This is a genomic window from Streptomyces sp. 2A115, from assembly GCF_052245575.1.
In the GTDB taxonomy this organism is placed as follows: Bacteria; Actinomycetota; Actinomycetes; order Streptomycetales; family Streptomycetaceae; genus Streptomyces.
On sequence record NZ_JBQQCG010000024.1, the window covers coordinates 37895 to 53286 of the forward strand.

General features: G+C 66.3%; 19 protein-coding genes. 11 read left to right on the forward strand and 8 right to left on the reverse strand.

Annotated features, from left to right (window positions below; genetic code table 11):
• Positions 1 to 95: 95 nt before the first annotated feature.
• The 6 genes from ACTWQR_RS21915 to ACTWQR_RS21940 form a co-directional block, all read right to left on the reverse strand.
• Complete coding sequence (locus tag ACTWQR_RS21915; RefSeq protein WP_443228812.1) at positions 96 to 1460, reverse strand: glutamine synthetase family protein; 1365 nt, start codon at positions 1458 to 1460, stop codon at positions 96 to 98.
• Positions 1460 to 2953 (reverse strand): amino acid permease, encoded by a 1494-nt coding sequence (locus ACTWQR_RS21920; protein ID WP_443228813.1) that lies wholly within the window; start codon positions 2951 to 2953, stop codon positions 1460 to 1462. The genes ACTWQR_RS21915 and ACTWQR_RS21920 overlap by 1 nt, the downstream gene beginning before the upstream one ends.
• A gap of 103 nt (positions 2954 to 3056) precedes the next feature.
• Positions 3057 to 4139, reverse strand: coding sequence for a hypothetical protein (locus tag ACTWQR_RS21925; protein WP_443228814.1), 1083 nt, complete (start codon positions 4137 to 4139; stop codon positions 3057 to 3059).
• Positions 4140 to 4184: 45 nt separating this feature from the next.
• Positions 4185 to 4595 carry a hypothetical protein gene (locus ACTWQR_RS21930; protein ID WP_443228815.1) on the reverse strand — a complete coding sequence of 137 codons (411 nt, stop codon included), beginning with the start codon at positions 4593 to 4595 and terminating at the stop codon, positions 4185 to 4187.
• A 296-nt stretch (positions 4596 to 4891) separates the two neighbouring features.
• Positions 4892 to 5323, reverse strand: coding sequence for a DUF6415 family natural product biosynthesis protein (locus ACTWQR_RS21935; protein ID WP_443228816.1), 432 nt, complete (start codon positions 5321 to 5323; stop codon positions 4892 to 4894).
• Positions 5320 to 5808 (reverse strand): ATP-binding protein, encoded by a 489-nt coding sequence (locus tag ACTWQR_RS21940; protein ID WP_443228817.1) that lies wholly within the window; start codon positions 5806 to 5808, stop codon positions 5320 to 5322. The genes ACTWQR_RS21935 and ACTWQR_RS21940 overlap by 4 nt, the downstream gene beginning before the upstream one ends.
• A 237-nt stretch (positions 5809 to 6045) precedes the next feature.
• Between ACTWQR_RS21940 and ACTWQR_RS21945 the strand changes: the two genes are divergently transcribed.
• The 3 genes from ACTWQR_RS21945 to ACTWQR_RS21955 are packed head-to-tail and all read left to right on the forward strand — an operon-like array spanning position 6046 to position 8418.
• Positions 6046 to 7398, forward strand: coding sequence for a hypothetical protein (locus tag ACTWQR_RS21945; protein WP_443228818.1), 1353 nt, complete (start codon positions 6046 to 6048; stop codon positions 7396 to 7398).
• Between the two features lie 10 nt (positions 7399 to 7408).
• Entirely contained in the window at positions 7409 to 7963 is a 555-nt protein-coding gene (locus tag ACTWQR_RS21950) for a GNAT family N-acetyltransferase (protein ID WP_443228819.1), read from the forward strand.
• Positions 7960 to 8418 (forward strand): gamma-glutamylcyclotransferase family protein, encoded by a 459-nt coding sequence (locus ACTWQR_RS21955; RefSeq protein WP_443228820.1) that lies wholly within the window; start codon positions 7960 to 7962, stop codon positions 8416 to 8418. The genes ACTWQR_RS21950 and ACTWQR_RS21955 overlap by 4 nt, the downstream gene beginning before the upstream one ends.
• A 43-nt stretch (positions 8419 to 8461) precedes the next feature.
• On the opposite strand, the gene ACTWQR_RS21960 is transcribed toward ACTWQR_RS21955, so the two are convergent.
• Positions 8462 to 8794, reverse strand: a complete 333-nt coding sequence (locus ACTWQR_RS21960; protein WP_443228821.1) for a hypothetical protein — start codon at positions 8792 to 8794, stop codon at positions 8462 to 8464.
• A gap of 107 nt (positions 8795 to 8901) precedes the next feature.
• On the opposite strand from ACTWQR_RS21960, the gene ACTWQR_RS21965 reads away from it, so the two are divergent.
• Positions 8902 to 9888: a PIN domain-containing protein gene (locus ACTWQR_RS21965; protein WP_443228822.1), complete on the forward strand. Its 987-nt coding sequence runs from the start codon at positions 8902 to 8904 to the stop codon at positions 9886 to 9888.
• 73 nt (positions 9889 to 9961) lie between these two features.
• Here the strand turns inward: ACTWQR_RS21965 and ACTWQR_RS21970 are convergent, their stop codons facing one another.
• Entirely contained in the window at positions 9962 to 11053 is a 1092-nt protein-coding gene (locus tag ACTWQR_RS21970; RefSeq protein ID WP_443228823.1) for an ATP-binding protein, read from the reverse strand.
• Between the two features lie 516 nt (positions 11054 to 11569).
• Between ACTWQR_RS21970 and ACTWQR_RS21975 the strand changes: the two genes are divergently transcribed.
• The 7 genes from ACTWQR_RS21975 (at position 11570) to ACTWQR_RS22005 (ending at position 15317) form a co-directional block, all read left to right on the forward strand.
• Positions 11570 to 12238 (forward strand): hypothetical protein, encoded by a 669-nt coding sequence (locus ACTWQR_RS21975; protein ID WP_443228824.1) that lies wholly within the window; start codon positions 11570 to 11572, stop codon positions 12236 to 12238.
• Positions 12235 to 12477, forward strand: coding sequence for a zinc finger domain-containing protein (locus tag ACTWQR_RS21980; protein WP_443228825.1), 243 nt, complete (start codon positions 12235 to 12237; stop codon positions 12475 to 12477). Before ACTWQR_RS21975 ends, ACTWQR_RS21980 begins: the two co-directional genes overlap by 4 nt.
• Positions 12474 to 12740: a hypothetical protein gene (locus tag ACTWQR_RS21985; protein ID WP_443228826.1), complete on the forward strand. Its 267-nt coding sequence runs from the start codon at positions 12474 to 12476 to the stop codon at positions 12738 to 12740. Before ACTWQR_RS21980 ends, ACTWQR_RS21985 begins: the two co-directional genes overlap by 4 nt.
• A complete protein-coding gene (locus tag ACTWQR_RS21990) occupies positions 12737 to 13396 on the forward strand; it encodes a hypothetical protein (RefSeq protein WP_443228827.1) in 660 nt (219 codons plus the stop codon). Before ACTWQR_RS21985 ends, ACTWQR_RS21990 begins: the two co-directional genes overlap by 4 nt.
• Complete coding sequence (locus ACTWQR_RS21995; RefSeq protein ID WP_443228828.1) at positions 13393 to 14097, forward strand: hypothetical protein; 705 nt, start codon at positions 13393 to 13395, stop codon at positions 14095 to 14097. The genes ACTWQR_RS21990 and ACTWQR_RS21995 overlap by 4 nt, the downstream gene beginning before the upstream one ends.
• Complete coding sequence (locus ACTWQR_RS22000; RefSeq protein ID WP_443228829.1) at positions 14094 to 14753, forward strand: hypothetical protein; 660 nt, start codon at positions 14094 to 14096, stop codon at positions 14751 to 14753. Before ACTWQR_RS21995 ends, ACTWQR_RS22000 begins: the two co-directional genes overlap by 4 nt.
• Before the next feature lie 108 nt (positions 14754 to 14861).
• Entirely contained in the window at positions 14862 to 15317 is a 456-nt protein-coding gene (locus ACTWQR_RS22005; RefSeq protein ID WP_443228830.1) for a hypothetical protein, read from the forward strand.
• The last annotated feature ends 75 nt before the right edge of the window (positions 15318 to 15392 follow it).

A 15392-nucleotide genomic window follows, 5' to 3' on the forward strand; every position in this document is an offset into this window, starting at 1 on the left:
CCCTCTGGCCTTGTCAGGGGCCGCGAGTCGGACCCTCGGTTCCCGGCCGTAGTCGGGTCCGGGGAACGAGGTGTTGCACCCTGCTGCCGGGGAAATCAGCGGATTCCGCGGCGCTGTTCCGTGTCGGTGACGTGCCTGCGGTGCCAGTCGAGTTCGGCGTGGGCGGCATGGGCGTAGTGCTGCACGACGTCCTTGCCTAGCAGGCTGTCCGCGATGGGGCTGTGCTCGAAGTGCTGGAGCGCTTCAGCCAGATCGGCGTAGACGGGTACCGTGCTGCGATCCTGGTAGGCGTCGCCTTCGCAGGGTGGCCGTGGCGTCAGCTTCTCCTCGATGCCATGGGCCATTGCGGCGAGGTAGGCGGTGAGGACGAGGTAGGCGTTGGCGTCGGCGCCGGCGAGGCGGACTTCCAGGTGGGTGCCTGTGCCGTGGCCGGTGACGCGGACGGCGCAGCCGCGGTGATCGATGCCCCAGTTGTAGCGGGTGGGGGCGAAGCTGTGCGGCTGGTAGCGCTTGTAGGAGTTGTGGCTGGGCGCGTACAGCGGGGCCAGGTTCGGCGAAACGGAGATCAGGCCTGCGATGGCGTGCATCATCAGCGGCGGTAGGTCTTCGCCGCGGTCGTGGGCGAATCCCGGATCGCCGTGCTCGTTCCACAGCGACACGTGCAGGTGGAGCCCGCTGCTCGTGCCGGTCTGCGGGGCTGCCATGAAGGCTGGGACCATGCCGTCGCGCCCGGCAACATCGCGCGTGAGGAGCTGGAAGACGGCATAGTCGTCGCAGGCTTCGCGGGAATCGCCGTATTCGAACGTGACCTCGGTCTGGCCTGCCGCGCCCTCCGTCTTGATCGCTTCGTAGGGGATACCTGTGTCGGTCATGGCGTCGCTCAGATGGCGGGAGAAGTCACTGATGTCGGGCGGGTGGTCCAGGGCGTAGTCGAGGTTCTCGCTCCACGCGGGTACCAGGCCTGAGTCCCATTTTGAGAAGAGGACGAATTCGCTCTCCACTCCCGTCTTTACTTCGTATCCCAGCCCGCGCATCCGGTCGAGCTGGGCGTGCAGCATGTGGCGGGGGTCCACCGTGACCGGTGTGCCATCGTGGTGGAAAGGGGCCCCGATCACGATGGCGGTACTGCGCCGGGTGGAGAGCACTCGGCCGGTATTCAGGTCGGGTGTGACGAGGAAATCACCGAATCCCTGTTTCCAGCCGGTGAGTTCGAACCCGTCCAGGGGGTTCATGCCGGTATCGGTGGCCAGGAGGTAGGAGCACATCTCCGCACCGCTGGTCATCCGCTCCAGGAACACGGGCGCGCTGAACGTCTTACCCTTCAGACGTCCCTGCATGTCCGGGAAGCCGAGCATGATCTCGGTGATGCGCCGTGCCTCCACGGCGTCTCGAAGCGACTTCTCGGAGACCGCTCCGGACAGCCAGGGCGTAGCGGGACGTACCGATTTTCCGGTCGTCATCAGAAGCCTCCCCCGCTGAACTCCGCGGCCTCGCTGGGGAGGGCGGTTTCTGCGGCAGCGAGCTGGTAGTTCCGCTTACCGCGGGTCATCCACGTGACGGTGGCGAGCAGCAGCGCGACCAGCAGCGTCACGCCGGCGTAGTTGAAGGTCTCGCCGGTGATCGGCGTGGACTGCGGAAGGCAGAACACCACGGTGATGATGACGACGTAGATGACTGCGATGACGCCGACCGGCCGCCGCCACCGCCCCAGGGTCCACGGGCCGCTCTCGTAGTGGCGTCCCTTGCGCAGGGCCAGGAAGACGGGGATGCCGTAGGTGGGAATCATGCCGACCGCGTTGATCGCGGTGATCGCACCGTAGGCGGCAGGCGACCAAAGGGCCGGCAGGGCGAGTACGAAGGGGACGACGACGGCGAACCACACGGCCCGCGTGGGGGTCTTGGTCCGGGCGTTGACACGCCGCCAGCTCTCCCAGCCGGGCAGAGCGCGGCTGCGCGAGAACGCGTAGATCATGCGGCTGGCCGCGGCGACCTCGGCGTTGCCGCAGAACAGCATCGCCACAATGACGATGAACAGCAGAACCTTGGCGCCGGATGCTCCCAGGACGTCGAGGAAGATCGCGACCGGCGGGACCCCGGTCGCCGTGTTCTGGGTGGCGGTGTAGTCCTGCATCGCGAACAGCAGGCCGGCGATGAGCACGAAACCGGCCACCCAGGACACCCAGATGGAACGGACCATGCCCTTCGGGGCGGACATCTGTGCGTCGGTGGTCTCCTCAGCCACGTGTGAGGAGGCGTCGTAGCCGCAGAAGGTGTAGCCCGCGAGCAGGCCGCCGATGAGCGCGACGTAGACGGGGCTGAAGCCGGTGTCGTTGTGGAAGTGCGTGAACACGAAGCTCACCGACTGGTGCTTGGTCGGAGCGAAGGTGAGCGTGCCGACGATGACGGCGACGCCGATGAGCTGCCACCACACCGAGATCGAGTTGAGGATGTTGACCAGGCGCACGCCCGCGGAGTTGAGCAGTCCGTGCAGGAGCAGGATGGCGGCAAATATCAGCAGGGTGCTCGTCGGGGTGGGGGTGATGTCCCACTGGAGCTGTGCGAAGGCGCCGATGAACGCGGCGGCTCCGTAGTCGATGCCGGCGATGGCGCCGAGCAGGCCGAGCAGGTTCAGCCAGCCGGTGTACCAGCCCCAGCGTTTGCCGCCCAGCTTCTCGGCCATGAAGTACGGTCCGCCGGAGGTCGGGTAGGCGGAGACCACGTCGGCCAGCGACATGCCGACCAGCAGCGTCAGCCCGCCAATCACGACCCAACTGCCCAGCATGACGACGGGCCCGCCGTGCGCTAGGCCGAAGCCGAACAAGGCCATGCCGCCGGCCAGGACGCAGATGACGGTGAGGCTGATCGCGTAGTTTCCGAACGGGCCCATCTTGCGGGACAGTTCAGGCTTGATTCCGAGGGCTTCGAGGACGTCATCGTCATCCGGCGGCGTCATTGTGACGGCACTTCTGTGAGACACCAGAGTCCATTCAGGGAGAAGGGAGAGGTTTCAGGGACGGAAGGGGCAGGCGCTGGGCGCGGCGGCGGCGCACGGCTGTTCATCGGGGCGCACCCCTTCCGAGGACGGTGGTGCGGATGCGGAGGAACTCATCGGTCCAGTCCCTGGAGCGGCCCAGGCTTTCCAGGACGTCCTTCCACGGCTGCGGTGTGGCGTAGGGGCCCAGCGCCCGGAACACCCAGGCAGCGCGCTCGGTCTCGCCGCAGCCCACCAGGGCATGCGCCAGGTGGTTCAGGTCCCAGGGCGACACCCAGGCGTACTCGGTCCTCGGGATGTGGGCGAACCATCCCTCGTAGGCCCGGGTCGCGAAGTGCCGCACTTGTTCCGTCTGCCAGAACTGGAGGGCGGAGTTACGGCCGTCGCTGTGCCGCTCCCGGTAGAGGTCCATCTGTGAATACAGAGGCAGGACGAGCAGTTCGGGGTTGAGCTGGCCGCCTGCGACAAGCCAGTGCGTGTACTGGCTGGAGACAGAGGCCCCGTGACGGTGCAGGAAGTATTCGCGCATGCGGTGGTGGCCGTCCCGGCTGCCCGGATGGCGCCGGTTGACCTCACCCAGAAGCGGCCACGGGCCCTCGTGGTGCATCACGGGATCGGCAAGCTTGTTCCACGGCTCTTGGCGATTGCGCCAATGGGGGTCGAAGTACCGTGCGTCGTAGGGAAGTTGACTCAGCTGAAGTCGCCCGGACCACGGCTCCGGAGAGTGCGGCCACAGCTCGTCCACCTTCTTCCACTCCTGCTGGGCCATCGCCGCAGCGCGCCCCACGACCTCGGTGTTCGCACCCTCGCGGTGGAGGTCGATCGCTCCCCGGGTCAGCGACCACGCCCAAAGCGTGGCGGCGTGTGCACTGTGGGGCTCCTCGTCCCGCCACATCTTCAGGACACCGCGTCCAGCCGCGCTGTCCGTGAGGCGCTGACTCCGGCTCGCGTACAACGACCAGTTGCCACCCGTACGGATGAGCAGGTCGCGGGCGGCCGAGTAGCGGCCCATCTTCAGGTCCTCCAAGACGGAGCGCAGGTCGGAATCGGCACCAACGGGCGTCACAATCAGGTTCATGGCATTGGGGGCTGCCGTACGTTCTCCGCGGCGGGCGGAGACGGCGCTGGTCGCTAACGAGTCGGGCATGGATGGCCTCGTCGTTGAAAGGGCGGGGGGATTTCGGACAGGGGTCTACGGGGCGGCGGACGTCGCCAGGTCCTCGAGCAACTCGTCGAGGCCGACGGTGCGGAACGACTGGAGACGGCGAACCAACTGCGAGGCGAGGAACGTCCCGATGTTCGCGTGGCCGTACGGCAGCGGCGCGTCCGGCTGGGCAACGACCTTCACACCCTGCCCCTCGAGGCCGTACAGGGTGCCGTGCACGCCGAACAGGGGCGCGCTCTTGGCCAGGAAGACCATCGGGTTGTCCTCGAGGTGCGGACAGAGCTTCGCGGCTGCACGGGCGTGCTTCCGGCACACGGGCGGCTGGTTCGTGAGGATGCGCGCCTGGGTCGGGTCGTGGTCCCTGGGGCCGGCGAGGAAGATGAAGCCGAGCGGCGTCCGGGCGGTGCGCGTGCAGACCTGACAGACCATCGTCTGCATGCACACCATCTGCCGGTGAGGGTGCATCAGCTTCCACTGCGGTTCGCCGGTAATCCGGCCTTTCGCGTCGACGGGGTTCCAACTGCACCGGGCCCACAGGGCGCCTCGCGGGTCTCGGTCCCTGGGGTCCTCATCTCGGTAGTACAACCGCGGGCCGGACGAATGCCGGGCGATGAAGAGGTTGTCTGACGCTGCGTCTTCCCCGGCCCTCTGAGTGATGTAGGGCACCAGCGAAAGGCGCGGCTCCCGCGGGTCTATGGCCCGGGGGTTGTAAGCAAGTCTGACGGACGGGAAGGTCACGGCTCCTCCGTGAGGCACTGGTTCTCCACCAGCAGTTCGAGGAGTTCGTTGAGTGTCCACGCCATCTGCCGGACGGCTCCGACGGCCCGCCGGTGGTCGCTGGGTACTTCCTCGGACCGGATGATGCGACCCCGCTCAACGAGGCCGGCCACCTTCTGATCCCGCTGGTCCACCTTGGAAGTGACGGCGAGATTTACGAGGCACATCAGGTGGCCACGGAGCCGCTGCGCATGTTCGTCGGCCTCGTCCTCGCTGGGCATGTAGTCGTCCAGGACGGCCGCGATGTCGTCGAGTAACAGGCCATCGACGTACGGCGCCCACCTCTGAATCTTCTCGAGGACTCTCTTCAGGCCCGCCTCGGCGAAGGGCGGTACGGCTGCCCGTACGGGATGGTCCCAACAGGGGGCAAGGGCGGAACCTGTCGTCACCGCGCCTCCTCGGGCAGGGCGAGACGACACCAGGTCTCGGCGCCGGCATCGCGAGTTCCCCAGTCCCCGCCGTTCTCCTGAACCAGGGCCTCGACGAGGGCGAGGCCGCGCCCGGACTCAGCCTTGTCGTTGACGTACTTGCGTGTGGCACTGCCTGGCATGTCGTCGGTGACGGTCACATTCAGGAAGCCGTCTCGGACTGTGATGCTCAGGCTGATTTCCTTGGTGCCGCTGTGCAGCAGGGCGTTGGTCAGCAGCTCCGAGATGATCACCATCACGTCGCCCTGCATCGTCTCAAGTCCGCAGTGCCTGAGCCGCGCTGCAGCGATCCGGCGCATCACTCCTACGCGGCATGCGTCCTCTGCGCGGGGCGGTGCGTCACCGCGACGAGCAGCGACCTTGAAGCGCTCACTCATCACGTCGCCGTGACGGACGGCGCGAGGCGTCCGTACGACTGTCGTCGCTCCGGCAACTCTGGAGGGCATGGGGGGACTCCCTGATCCATGAATGTGCACGTTCGGGCACTCTCAGCGAGGGCTGTTACGAGGGTTGCAACAGCGTGCAGACGGCTCTACCCCCAGACGTCCCTCGGGTCTTGGCACGAAGTTGACGGTCTTCCTCGGAACTTCCTCGGACTTCCCCCGGACCCGCTAAGTAGCGTCTGTACGGGGCATCTTGATGGGGACAGCGTTCTACCGTGGTGGCCGTGAGGTGCCAGGCAGATGGAATGGGAGGCGAGCGCCGTGTTGTTCTTTCGGAAAGCCCTCGAAGCGCGCGGCATACGCACGCCCGAGGACATCCTTCCGCTCTACAGGGAAGCGGCTGCGAGGCTCGGCTTAGAGAACGCTGAACCGGCGTCAAAGACTGTCGAGGGATGGTTCTACGACGGTCGTAGGCCCCAACGGGCTTTCCGCCCGGTCATTGTCGAAATGCTGGGCTTCAGCATCGACGACTTGTGGACCGAGGTGCCCGAGGGCGCCATCCCGACCTTCTCTCCACTGACTGGCGTGTCACCGACTGCACTCCATGCCGAGCCTGGTGTGGACCTGAACGAGATGAAAAGGACGGGCGCTGTGGCTGTGCAACGCGCGAAGGAGTTCCTCCTGGGGAAGGACCGCGAGACGGTGGGCGACGATACGCTTGACCTGCTCGACGACGAGGTGGGGCGCCTGGTCGCCGCCTACCCGCGTGACCCCCTGTCGACGATCTGGGACGACCTGCTCGAGACCCAGGAGCAGGTGTTCCGCCTCCTCGAGGGCGGCAGGGTCCGGCAGCTCTCGCACCTGCGCGACCTGAACGTGAAGGCCGCTGTGTTGTCGTTCCTCGTCGCCAAGGGCTTCAACGACATGGAGTCGCCGCACCAGGCGATGACCATGACCCGCGTCGCCGCCTCCTGCGCTCGGACCGCCGAACACCCGGGTCTCATCGCGCTCACCGACGGGCTCAAGTCGCTGATCGCCTACTGGGCGGACAAGCCGGAGGACGCCTATCACTACGCAAGCCAGGGCGCGGCGACCGCCGCCGGCCTGCGTGGAACCGTCGGGCTGTGGCTGCTCGGCCTCCAGGCCCGTGCCGCCGCGGTCCTGGGCGACGAGGCGACGGTGCGCATCGTCAACCAGGATGCTGCCGACCGGCGAGAGCGGGTAGCACTCGACGACTTGGACCGACTCGGCGGACTGTTCACCTACGCCCCGGAAAAGCAGCTCTACTACGCAGTGGAGTCCGAGGCGCTCCTCGGCCACGGAGACGCGCAACTCGCCGCGGAGGCAGAACGGGCCGTGCAGGGCTTCAGCGACCCCAGCTCCCCGAACTGGGCGTTTGGAGACCTCGCAGGATCGCAGTGCGACCTAGCCCTGATCCGTCTCTTCAGCGGTGACTTGGACGGCACCGCAGCGGCTATTCGTCCCGTGCTGGACCTGCCGAACTCGCATCGAAACAACGGCATTGTGGTCTCGGCGCAGCGCGTACGTCAGGCGCTGATGAGCGGCCCGGCGCGTACGGCCGTTGTCGCCCGGGACCTGCGTGCGGAGATCGAGGCCTTCCCGGCAAGTCGGCCGGCACTGCCCCGCGGGTAGAGTCCGAGACATGTACCCGATTAAGCGCTCTAGCCCACGCCTCGAGCTGCGGGAACTCGCCATCGAGGACGTCGACGCTGTGCTCGCCATCTACGGCAGCCCGGAGGCCGCAGAGCACCTCTCGTTCGAGCCGCGTACGCGCGAGCAAGTGGGCCAGATCGTGGCTCGATCTCTCGCCTCGGCCACCGCGGAGCCACGCAGCGAGTACGCACTCGCCGTCATCGAGCGGGATACGAAGCAACTGATCGGGTTCGGCCGACTCGCCATGGATCCACACCAGCAGCTCGCGGCCACGTTCGGCTTCGCGCTGCGCCCCGACGCGTGGGGAGTCGGATACGGCCTCGAGACCGTCCGCCTTCTCCTCGGGCTCGGGTTCGACGACCTTGATTTGCATCGCATCTGGGGTGCACGCTCCCCGCTCAACGAGGCTTCGGCGAAGACCATGACGGCGGCGGGCATGGTCGAGGAGGGCACTATTCGCGCTCACATCAAGAAAGCTGGCCGATGGCGTGACTCGGTCGTGCACGCGATGCTCGATGACGAGTGGAGAGCGTTGTGTCGGTGACCTCCAGCCGCCGACATCTGCTTCCCGACGGCCCGAACGAACTCTTCGTCTACGGCACGCTGAGGTTCGATGTCGTCCTTGAAGCCCTGTTAGGGCGAGTACCTGCCCGCACGTCAGCCTCCGCGCCCGGGTGGCGCGCCGCCGCACTGGAAGGGCGGGTGTACCCCGGCCTCGTGGGCTCGGCGCGCGGCGGCGCGGCCTCCGGCCTGCTGCTGACTGACCTCAGCTATGAGGAATGGGAGATCCTCGACGCATTCGAGGATCTCCGCTACGAACTGCGAGAAGTCGCCCTCTCCACGGGCAAGTCGGGATGGGCGTACATCTGGCGAGGCGACGACGTCCAGGAAGACGACTGGGACGCCGAGGGCTTCCAAGCCCGGCACCTCGTGGAGTACGTCGCCCGCTGCGCGCGGATCGGTCCTCGCCTCGCTGGAGGGTTCCCCAAGGGCGAGTAACTCCTAGCGGTATCCGAGGACGTCCCCGCGCGCGGATGCCGCGTCAGTCCTCCGTCACCGCCGCCGGGTTGTGCACGGGGACCTCGTCGAATGGGTCCTTCTTTCCGGCCTGAGCCGGGCGCACGTAGACCTTGCGAGGAATGGAGGATCCCTTGGCCCAGCGGCCGGCGTCCTCGAGTTCCTGATCGGTGGCACCCGCCTCGGCGAGGTCAGTGGCGCCGCCCGCACTCAGGCCATGGGAGGTGACTGGTCGGCCGTCGCTCACCAGCCCGGCCTTGGCGAACCAGTGCTTCACCCGCTCGTTGACGACGTGCCCCCGAAGGTGCGCGCCGCACTTCGGGGCCGTCTTCGCCCGGGTCTCCTCCGTCGCGGGCATGCCGTTCTTGATCGGGCCGCCGCATCTCCAGGTCCAAGGCGAGCGCGTCCCGCAGGGCGAACAGCGAAAAGCTTCAGTCGTGGTCGTGTCTCCCCTACGATCTCGCTATGCTCCGACTACTCATCGACACGTCTGTTTGGTTGAATATTGCAAAGCGTCGGGACGGTCAGCAGATCATCGTCCCCCTGCGATTGCTGCTGTCTCAGAAGAAGATCGAACTCCTTGTCCCATCTCTGATCCTGGACGAGTTCAACCGAAACCGCCCGCGCGCAGAAGCGGCAACATCGACGAGCGTTCGAGAGCGCTTTCGAGTTCTCCGTCAGGATCTTCAAGATTATGGCGATGACGAGGCCCAGCGTTGGATTGCCGAAATGTCCCACCAGATCCCGTACGTAAGTGCTCGCTCTCTCCAGAACTTCTCCGAAATCTCAGATTTGCTGCGCGTAGGGACACAACTTCTGTCGAGGGACGTGGAGCATGCGGCCGTCGTCAGGCGTGGCCTCGAAAAGCGGGCCCCGCTCCATCTCGACAAGAACAGCGTGGCTGATGCGCTATTGGTTGAGCAGTATGCAACCGCCCTTGCTGCCGGATCGGGCGAAGATCAGTACGTCTTTGCGACGGCCAACTACATTGACTTCTCGGTTCCCAAGGGCGACCGACGCCAGCCCCACGACGACATCGCTAACCTCTTCACAGCATCGAACTCTCACTATGTCTATGAAGTGGATGGCCTGGTCAAGGTTCTCGGAGAGGAACTGGGCAGCGATTATCTCGATGAAGCCGATGAGGTGGAATTCATCCAGAACGCATCCGAGACCCGATCACTCGCAGATATTCTTACCGCCGAGCACGAATTTTTTGACAAAATCTGGTATGGGCGAAGTGTGATTAGTGAGGAGCTTCATCCGGAGAAGCATTCCGAACTGCCGGAGTCGATTAAGGAAGGTATGATGGCAGCCCGAAAGCGCGTCGAGGACACGTACGGCCTGGAAAGCCTTCCGCCAGTCGATGATTGGGAATGGGGCTTCATGCACGGCAAGCTCTCGGCTCTGCGCTGGGTGCTTGGGGAGGAATGGGACTTCCTCGACACGTGAGTGTCGACCACGGCTCGAAGGCGCGCCGAAACCCCGACTTCCCCCGGCACCGCACCATGCCCGGCGGTATTGGTCACTCGTCGTCCTGGGGTAGTTCCCCTCTTCGGAGAAGAGCACGGCCAGCCGCCAAGGTCGCATGAACGGCTGGAGCTGTAATTGGGATAGATGACTCGCCGCGCCGGCGCACGATGCTAATGAAGGCGCCTTCGACTTTCCCATCCATTATCGCGCCATGAACAAGAAACGGCTTGTGCTCCTCGGGCTGTGGAGGGATGTGGAGAACCACCAAGTTCCCTTCTTCAACTGGCACCGTCTCGATGTCGAGATAGTCCGGCGGCGGGTACAAGTGCTGCTCGATCGCCGTCTGGTAATTACGTAGCATTCGGCCATCCATCGGTACTGGACAGATGGCGCTAATAATCTCTCCGCCGGGAACCTTCTTACCGCGCATCCCTACCACGACTATGCCGCCGTGTTCGGCATTAGCGAAGCGGGCGACAGCCTGCGCGATGGAGATCTTTCCTCCGGGCGACCTGAGGTCGTAGTGGGCACTCTTGACGTCGAGCCATGGCCCTTCTTCCTGGCCGATCAAGACCTGGGCATTGCCGGAACGCAGAAGGTCCAGGGTGGTCTCGCGGGTTAGCTCTCCGCTCTCAAATGCCTCTAGGAGTGCAAGGGCGCCCTCGCCCACCTGGAAGAGGGCGGCCATGTCGCGCCCGCGGGGCGAACAGGAGATTTCGATATCCCAGATAAGGGGGTGATAGTAATTTGCGTTCATTTCTATGCTGACAAGCGAGGCGCGGTGGCGTTTCAGATATGGGCTCAACAAGGGGGAAATTGCGGTGGTCGCAGCTTCATCGGTATCGTACTCATCGGTTGCAAATGAGATATTGACCGTCAAAAGACCTGTAGAGAGAGTGAATGAAACCTGGTCCCGGACGGAATATTCCTCATCGACTGCATCGTCGTGAGTGACGTCAACCGTGACGTTTGCTCCGTCCCGCCCGCGCCTCAAAGCCGCTTTCAAGTCAGCGGCACGCATTCCCTTGAGGTCTTCGGAGTGGACGAGGAAGTCATCGGTATCAAGCCCGCGGCGAGACGTGCCATCTGCCAATACGAGGCAATCTTTCTCCCGATCGAAAACTACTGACTTAGTCGCTGCCATGTGGCGTCCCCTCCCTTTGAGGGATACAGCTTCGCAGCCCGTGGGTGCTTTCTCAATCACAACCGGCAGGAACTACGTCGAGTTCGAGGCGCAGCCCTGCTAAATGAGCTCAGCTCCGCGCTGCCTAACTCCCAACTACCCTGCGATGCCAGAGCCTGCTGGGCGTGGAGCGCGCCGCCGTACACCATGAGCTGCACCCCGTGGCCTGCCAACCGGCTGCATGTTCCAAGGATGAGGGAGCCGACCGGTGAGGCGTACGTCGATGGCCTGGTGACTTCCACCCTGAAGCAGTCCCGCCTCTGACATTTGCTGCCGGACGACGGCCACGAGTATCTGCTCGGCCCGTCATGGGTGAGCCCGTGGACTCTGAATTCGCTCGGATGCCACCTGTCGTTTTTGAACTTACGGACCTGCTGACCAGTGGAAACGCTGAAAACGTAACAGGAATCGAGGCCCCGACGTACATGTCATGAGGGCTGGCCCGCTCTCGCCCCCAGCAACAGGAGATGCCCCTCCATGAGCACCCCACGGCCCGTGTCCCTGCAGTGGTACGACAACCGCGGCATGCCCGTTGCGCCGACCTGGGACCGTGCCCACCTGGTGGACAAGGTCATCAACGCGTACGCGCTCAATGGCACCGAGCTCGCCCGCGATGTCGTCGACCTTCACCTCGCCGAGGCCGTCGACAAGGCGGCGTGTTCCTTGCTGAGGGACCAGTGGAAAGACGGCTTCCCGGTCGCTGCGTACTCGGAGCTCCTCTCGGCAATCGCCGCGCTGCGGAGTCTTCTTGGCTACGCGCCGACGCCGACGGCTCGGGATGTCCATGACTGGGCCCGTGCCCTGCGCGACATCTCCCACGAGGCGGTCATGGGCGTTCCGGCGGACCTGCACGAGGTCAACATCGTCGAGGGCCCGCATCGGGGCATCGCGCTCGCACTGTGGGGCCCGAAGACAAGCCAGGCCCCCGACACGCTGCCGGGCCCGCCGCTGACCCTGGAACTGCCGATCGTCCACGGCGACAGCGAGACCTTGGAGCACGGCACCGCCTTCTACTCCCGGCTCAAGAGGCCCAACCTCAACAGCGGGCAGTGGGAATTCTGGCTCGACCGCAGCCACGAGTTCCCGGCGGAAGGCTCGCGCCCCCACATGCTCCCCATCACGCCCGACCAGGGCGGCCGCGCGTGATATCCCTCCCCTCCGCCATCATCTCGTCCCCGGCCGCGGACGCCGCGCACGACGCTGCACACGAGACCGCGGCCCGGTTTCAGCACGGTGCCTACTCGGTGCCGTGCCCGGAGTGCCACGTCCCGGCCGGCGTGCTCTGCCTCGCTCGGCGCAACGTGCACGCTGCCCGCCGAAGCCTGTACCTGCAGAGTCCGAAGTCGCCCGGCCTGGTGCCGCTCCTCGTGGGCCGTGCCCGATGACGGCAATCACCACATCGGCGCAGGCCGCAACAAGAGCCGTCTCCTGGGCGACGTCCGCTGAAAACGCCGACAAGACCGCGCGGGACCGCCGCCAGAAGGGCGACCAGTGGGCGTCCCAGCGCGGCGGACTGGGCAACTCCGTCGACTGGTACGAGCGGGCCGAGTCCTACGAGCGGACCCGCGACAAGGCCGTCGCCATGGCGAACATGTGGGCCAACATCGCCGGCGTCCTCCACCTGGCCGAGCAAGGTGAACGGTCTTGACCGCTCTAGCCGTTGAGGTCCCGGCCGCGACCCAGTGGTTCGGCCGCCTCGTCGTCCGCGCCGCGGGCCGTCCTCTGCTGCACATCGCGACGGAAGGCGTCATGGCCCCCGCGATGCCGGTGTTCACCGTGCCCCTGGAGTGCGAGCCGGACGCCGAACGGGCGCCAGGCGTACGGCCGTGGGACGGGCCCGTCACCGAGGCAAGCGTCTGCCCGACCTGCCTGCGCTCGCTGCGCGGGGAGCCGGAGCCCGAGCAGCCGCGGCCAGTCCCTGCCGGGATCGCCGAGGAACTGCCGCAACCCGATCCAGACCACCGCGGCCGCCGTCCTTGGGCCGTCCCGGACCCGGTGACGTACGGCGAGGCACCTCTACCGACCGAACACGCGCGACGCCCGATCAAGTGGTCGTTGCCGTGGGGGCCGATCCCGGTCATCACTCACTACGACCCCTCGTGTGAGTGGTGCGGCGACCCCGCGCACGGCGAGATGCTCCGTGGGACCCAGGGACACCCCTCGTCCCAGATCGCGCCTCTGCGGGTGTTCCTCGCGCGCCGGTGCACCGCGTGCCAGGAGATGACCGCGTACGAGCAGGTCGGCAGCGACCTCCAGACCATCGCCCACCACAAGTCGCGCGCCCCGAAGGACTGCAACCGATGAGCCCCACCCTTGCCGCTGTCGCTAACACGGCTTCCGACATCACAGCTCTGGAACAGCGCATTGCCCTGATCGCGTGTGGCGAGAACTCCAGACCTGGGAAAACACAGGACTGCGACCGCCACCGCCACCAGGCCCGCGCCCTGCTGACCATCGCCGCCGAGGGCGCCGCCGACGCCCTCGCCGCGGCGATATGCGGCCACAAGGGGAAATGTCAACCATGCAGCGCCAAGGCGCTCGAGATCATCCGCGTCTACAACGAAGGGGCCCCACGCGAAGCGGTCGCGTTCGACCTCGAGGGCGGTCTCATCGACGTCTCCCGCATACACGCCCTGGCGAACGACGCCTCCCGGTTCCACCGGGCGAGCCTCGGCTGCCCGCCCAACCGCGAGGTCGTGAACGCGGCCCGGTGGGCATACGAGAACGGGAAAGTCGTCCTTGTCATGACGGGCGGGGACCGGCGCCTGGAGCAGCTCGTGGCCACGTGGCTGGGGAGGAACGGCGTGCCCGCGACCATGGTCCTGATGAGGGGCCGCGGCGACTACCGGCCCGGCGCCGTGGTGAAGCGGGAACAACTGCGTGCCGTCTACCGCCAGTTCGGCAACCTCACCGTGTGGAGCGCCGACCCGAGCGTGAACCGCCTGTCGGAACAGGAAGGCATCGAAGTCATACCGCTGCCCGGCTACTGGGGTGACGTTGCGTGACTCGTCCAGGGAACCAGGAACTCGCCCCCGAGGAGCTGTCCAAGCTGCTCGGGGGCGAGTTGCCGTCCACGCTGCCGCTCGAGGGCTGGCACACGCTGACGCTGCATTGCCAGGTCGACGCGATCGGCCCGTCTGACCGGCACCAGGACCTGGTGAAGCTCGAGGTCTCGTTCCCGCCAGCCGCGCCCGATTCGCCGTGCAAGAGGTGCCGTGGACGGAAGATCGTCCCCGACTTCAATCAGTGGAATCCGTACTACGGAGAGCCGAAGCCCGTGCCCTGCCCGGAGTGCACCACGTGCACCGCTACCGCCCTGCACTCTCTCGCAGGCGTCGTGCGCTGCGCCCAGCCGGCCGGGCACTACGACGAGGAGAAGCGGCCGGAGGGCGGGGCGTTCTCCGAGAACCCCGGCGGTTGGCACCAGTCCGCGCCCGACCGTGAGGGTGCCCGGATCTGCTGGACCGACAAGGCGCACGCGGCGACACCGCACGACTCCCCGACCGTGCCGCTCCTCGAGCGCCCGATCCAGCTCATCCGGCTGAACTGCCCGACGTGCGGGCCGACGGCCGTGGAGGAACACCCCCGGCTCCCGGACTCGTTGCGGTGCCGGAACTGCAAGGAGCACCTGGGCCACGGCCACTTCGAGGACGCGCCGTAGTGAACAAGTCGTAAGCCGAGCAAGGGGGTTCGCGGAGGGAGGGCCTTGGCCGACCGGCTGGGGCCCTTGTCGTGTCCGTGTCGGAGGCTCGTGCGATGATCCCCCGTCATGGGGAGACATATCTGGGGGAAGACGGTCGGCACGCTGGTCCTGGCTGCCGCGACGGTGGCGGCGAGCGGCTGCAGCAGCTCGAACGACGAGGACACGACGAAGCCGGCCGCGAAGGCGGAGGCGTTGAGCGTGACGGAAGCGACCACCACCTTCCAGGCCGCGGTGACGAAGTTCGACGAGGACGGCGGCTGCCTGGAGAAGGCGCCGGGGACGTGCTGGGAGCAGATGCAGGCGCTGATGAAGCCTGCACGCGATCTGCGGAAGGCGGCGAACGCGGACAAGGGCACGGGGGCGGAGTTTTGGTCGGAGGCGTACGCCCTGATCGACACGATGGAGGAAGGCATCGCGGTGGGGGATGACAAGGGGGCGACGGCCATCGGGACGAACCGGCCCGACGTCCTCGGCTCCGCCCACGACCTGTCGGACTGGCTCGACGACAACCCCGTCGCGTAGTGGCTCCTGGGCCAACCGGGTTAGCCAGCCGGGGAGTTGATCCCGTACGCGTCGCAGGGGCCCCTGCGGCGTTCG

Coding starts and splice junctions, on each gene's coding strand:
- ACTWQR_RS21940 (WP_443228817.1), bottom strand. CDS start 5,808: ATGCCCTCCAGAGTTGCCGGAGCGACGACAGTCGTACGGACGCCTCGC.
- ACTWQR_RS21985 (WP_443228826.1), top strand. CDS start 12,474: ATGACGGCAATCACCACATCGGCGCAGGCCGCAACAAGAGCCGTCTCC.
- ACTWQR_RS21915 (WP_443228812.1), bottom strand. CDS start 1,460: ATGACGACCGGAAAATCGGTACGTCCCGCTACGCCCTGGCTGTCCGGA.
- ACTWQR_RS21970 (WP_443228823.1), bottom strand. CDS start 11,053: ATGGCAGCGACTAAGTCAGTAGTTTTCGATCGGGAGAAAGATTGCCTC.
- ACTWQR_RS21920 (WP_443228813.1), bottom strand. CDS start 2,953: ATGACGCCGCCGGATGACGATGACGTCCTCGAAGCCCTCGGAATCAAG.
- ACTWQR_RS21975 (WP_443228824.1), top strand. CDS start 11,570: ATGAGCACCCCACGGCCCGTGTCCCTGCAGTGGTACGACAACCGCGGC.
- ACTWQR_RS21965 (WP_443228822.1), top strand. CDS start 8,902: ATGCTCCGACTACTCATCGACACGTCTGTTTGGTTGAATATTGCAAAG.
- ACTWQR_RS21950 (WP_443228819.1), top strand. CDS start 7,409: ATGTACCCGATTAAGCGCTCTAGCCCACGCCTCGAGCTGCGGGAACTC.
- ACTWQR_RS22005 (WP_443228830.1), top strand. CDS start 14,862: ATGGGGAGACATATCTGGGGGAAGACGGTCGGCACGCTGGTCCTGGCT.
- ACTWQR_RS21930 (WP_443228815.1), bottom strand. CDS start 4,595: ATGCAGACGATGGTCTGTCAGGTCTGCACGCGCACCGCCCGGACGCCG.
- ACTWQR_RS21960 (WP_443228821.1), bottom strand. CDS start 8,794: ATGCCCGCGACGGAGGAGACCCGGGCGAAGACGGCCCCGAAGTGCGGC.
- ACTWQR_RS21925 (WP_443228814.1), bottom strand. CDS start 4,139: ATGCCCGACTCGTTAGCGACCAGCGCCGTCTCCGCCCGCCGCGGAGAA.
- ACTWQR_RS21945 (WP_443228818.1), top strand. CDS start 6,046: ATGGAATGGGAGGCGAGCGCCGTGTTGTTCTTTCGGAAAGCCCTCGAA.
- ACTWQR_RS21995 (WP_443228828.1), top strand. CDS start 13,393: ATGAGCCCCACCCTTGCCGCTGTCGCTAACACGGCTTCCGACATCACA.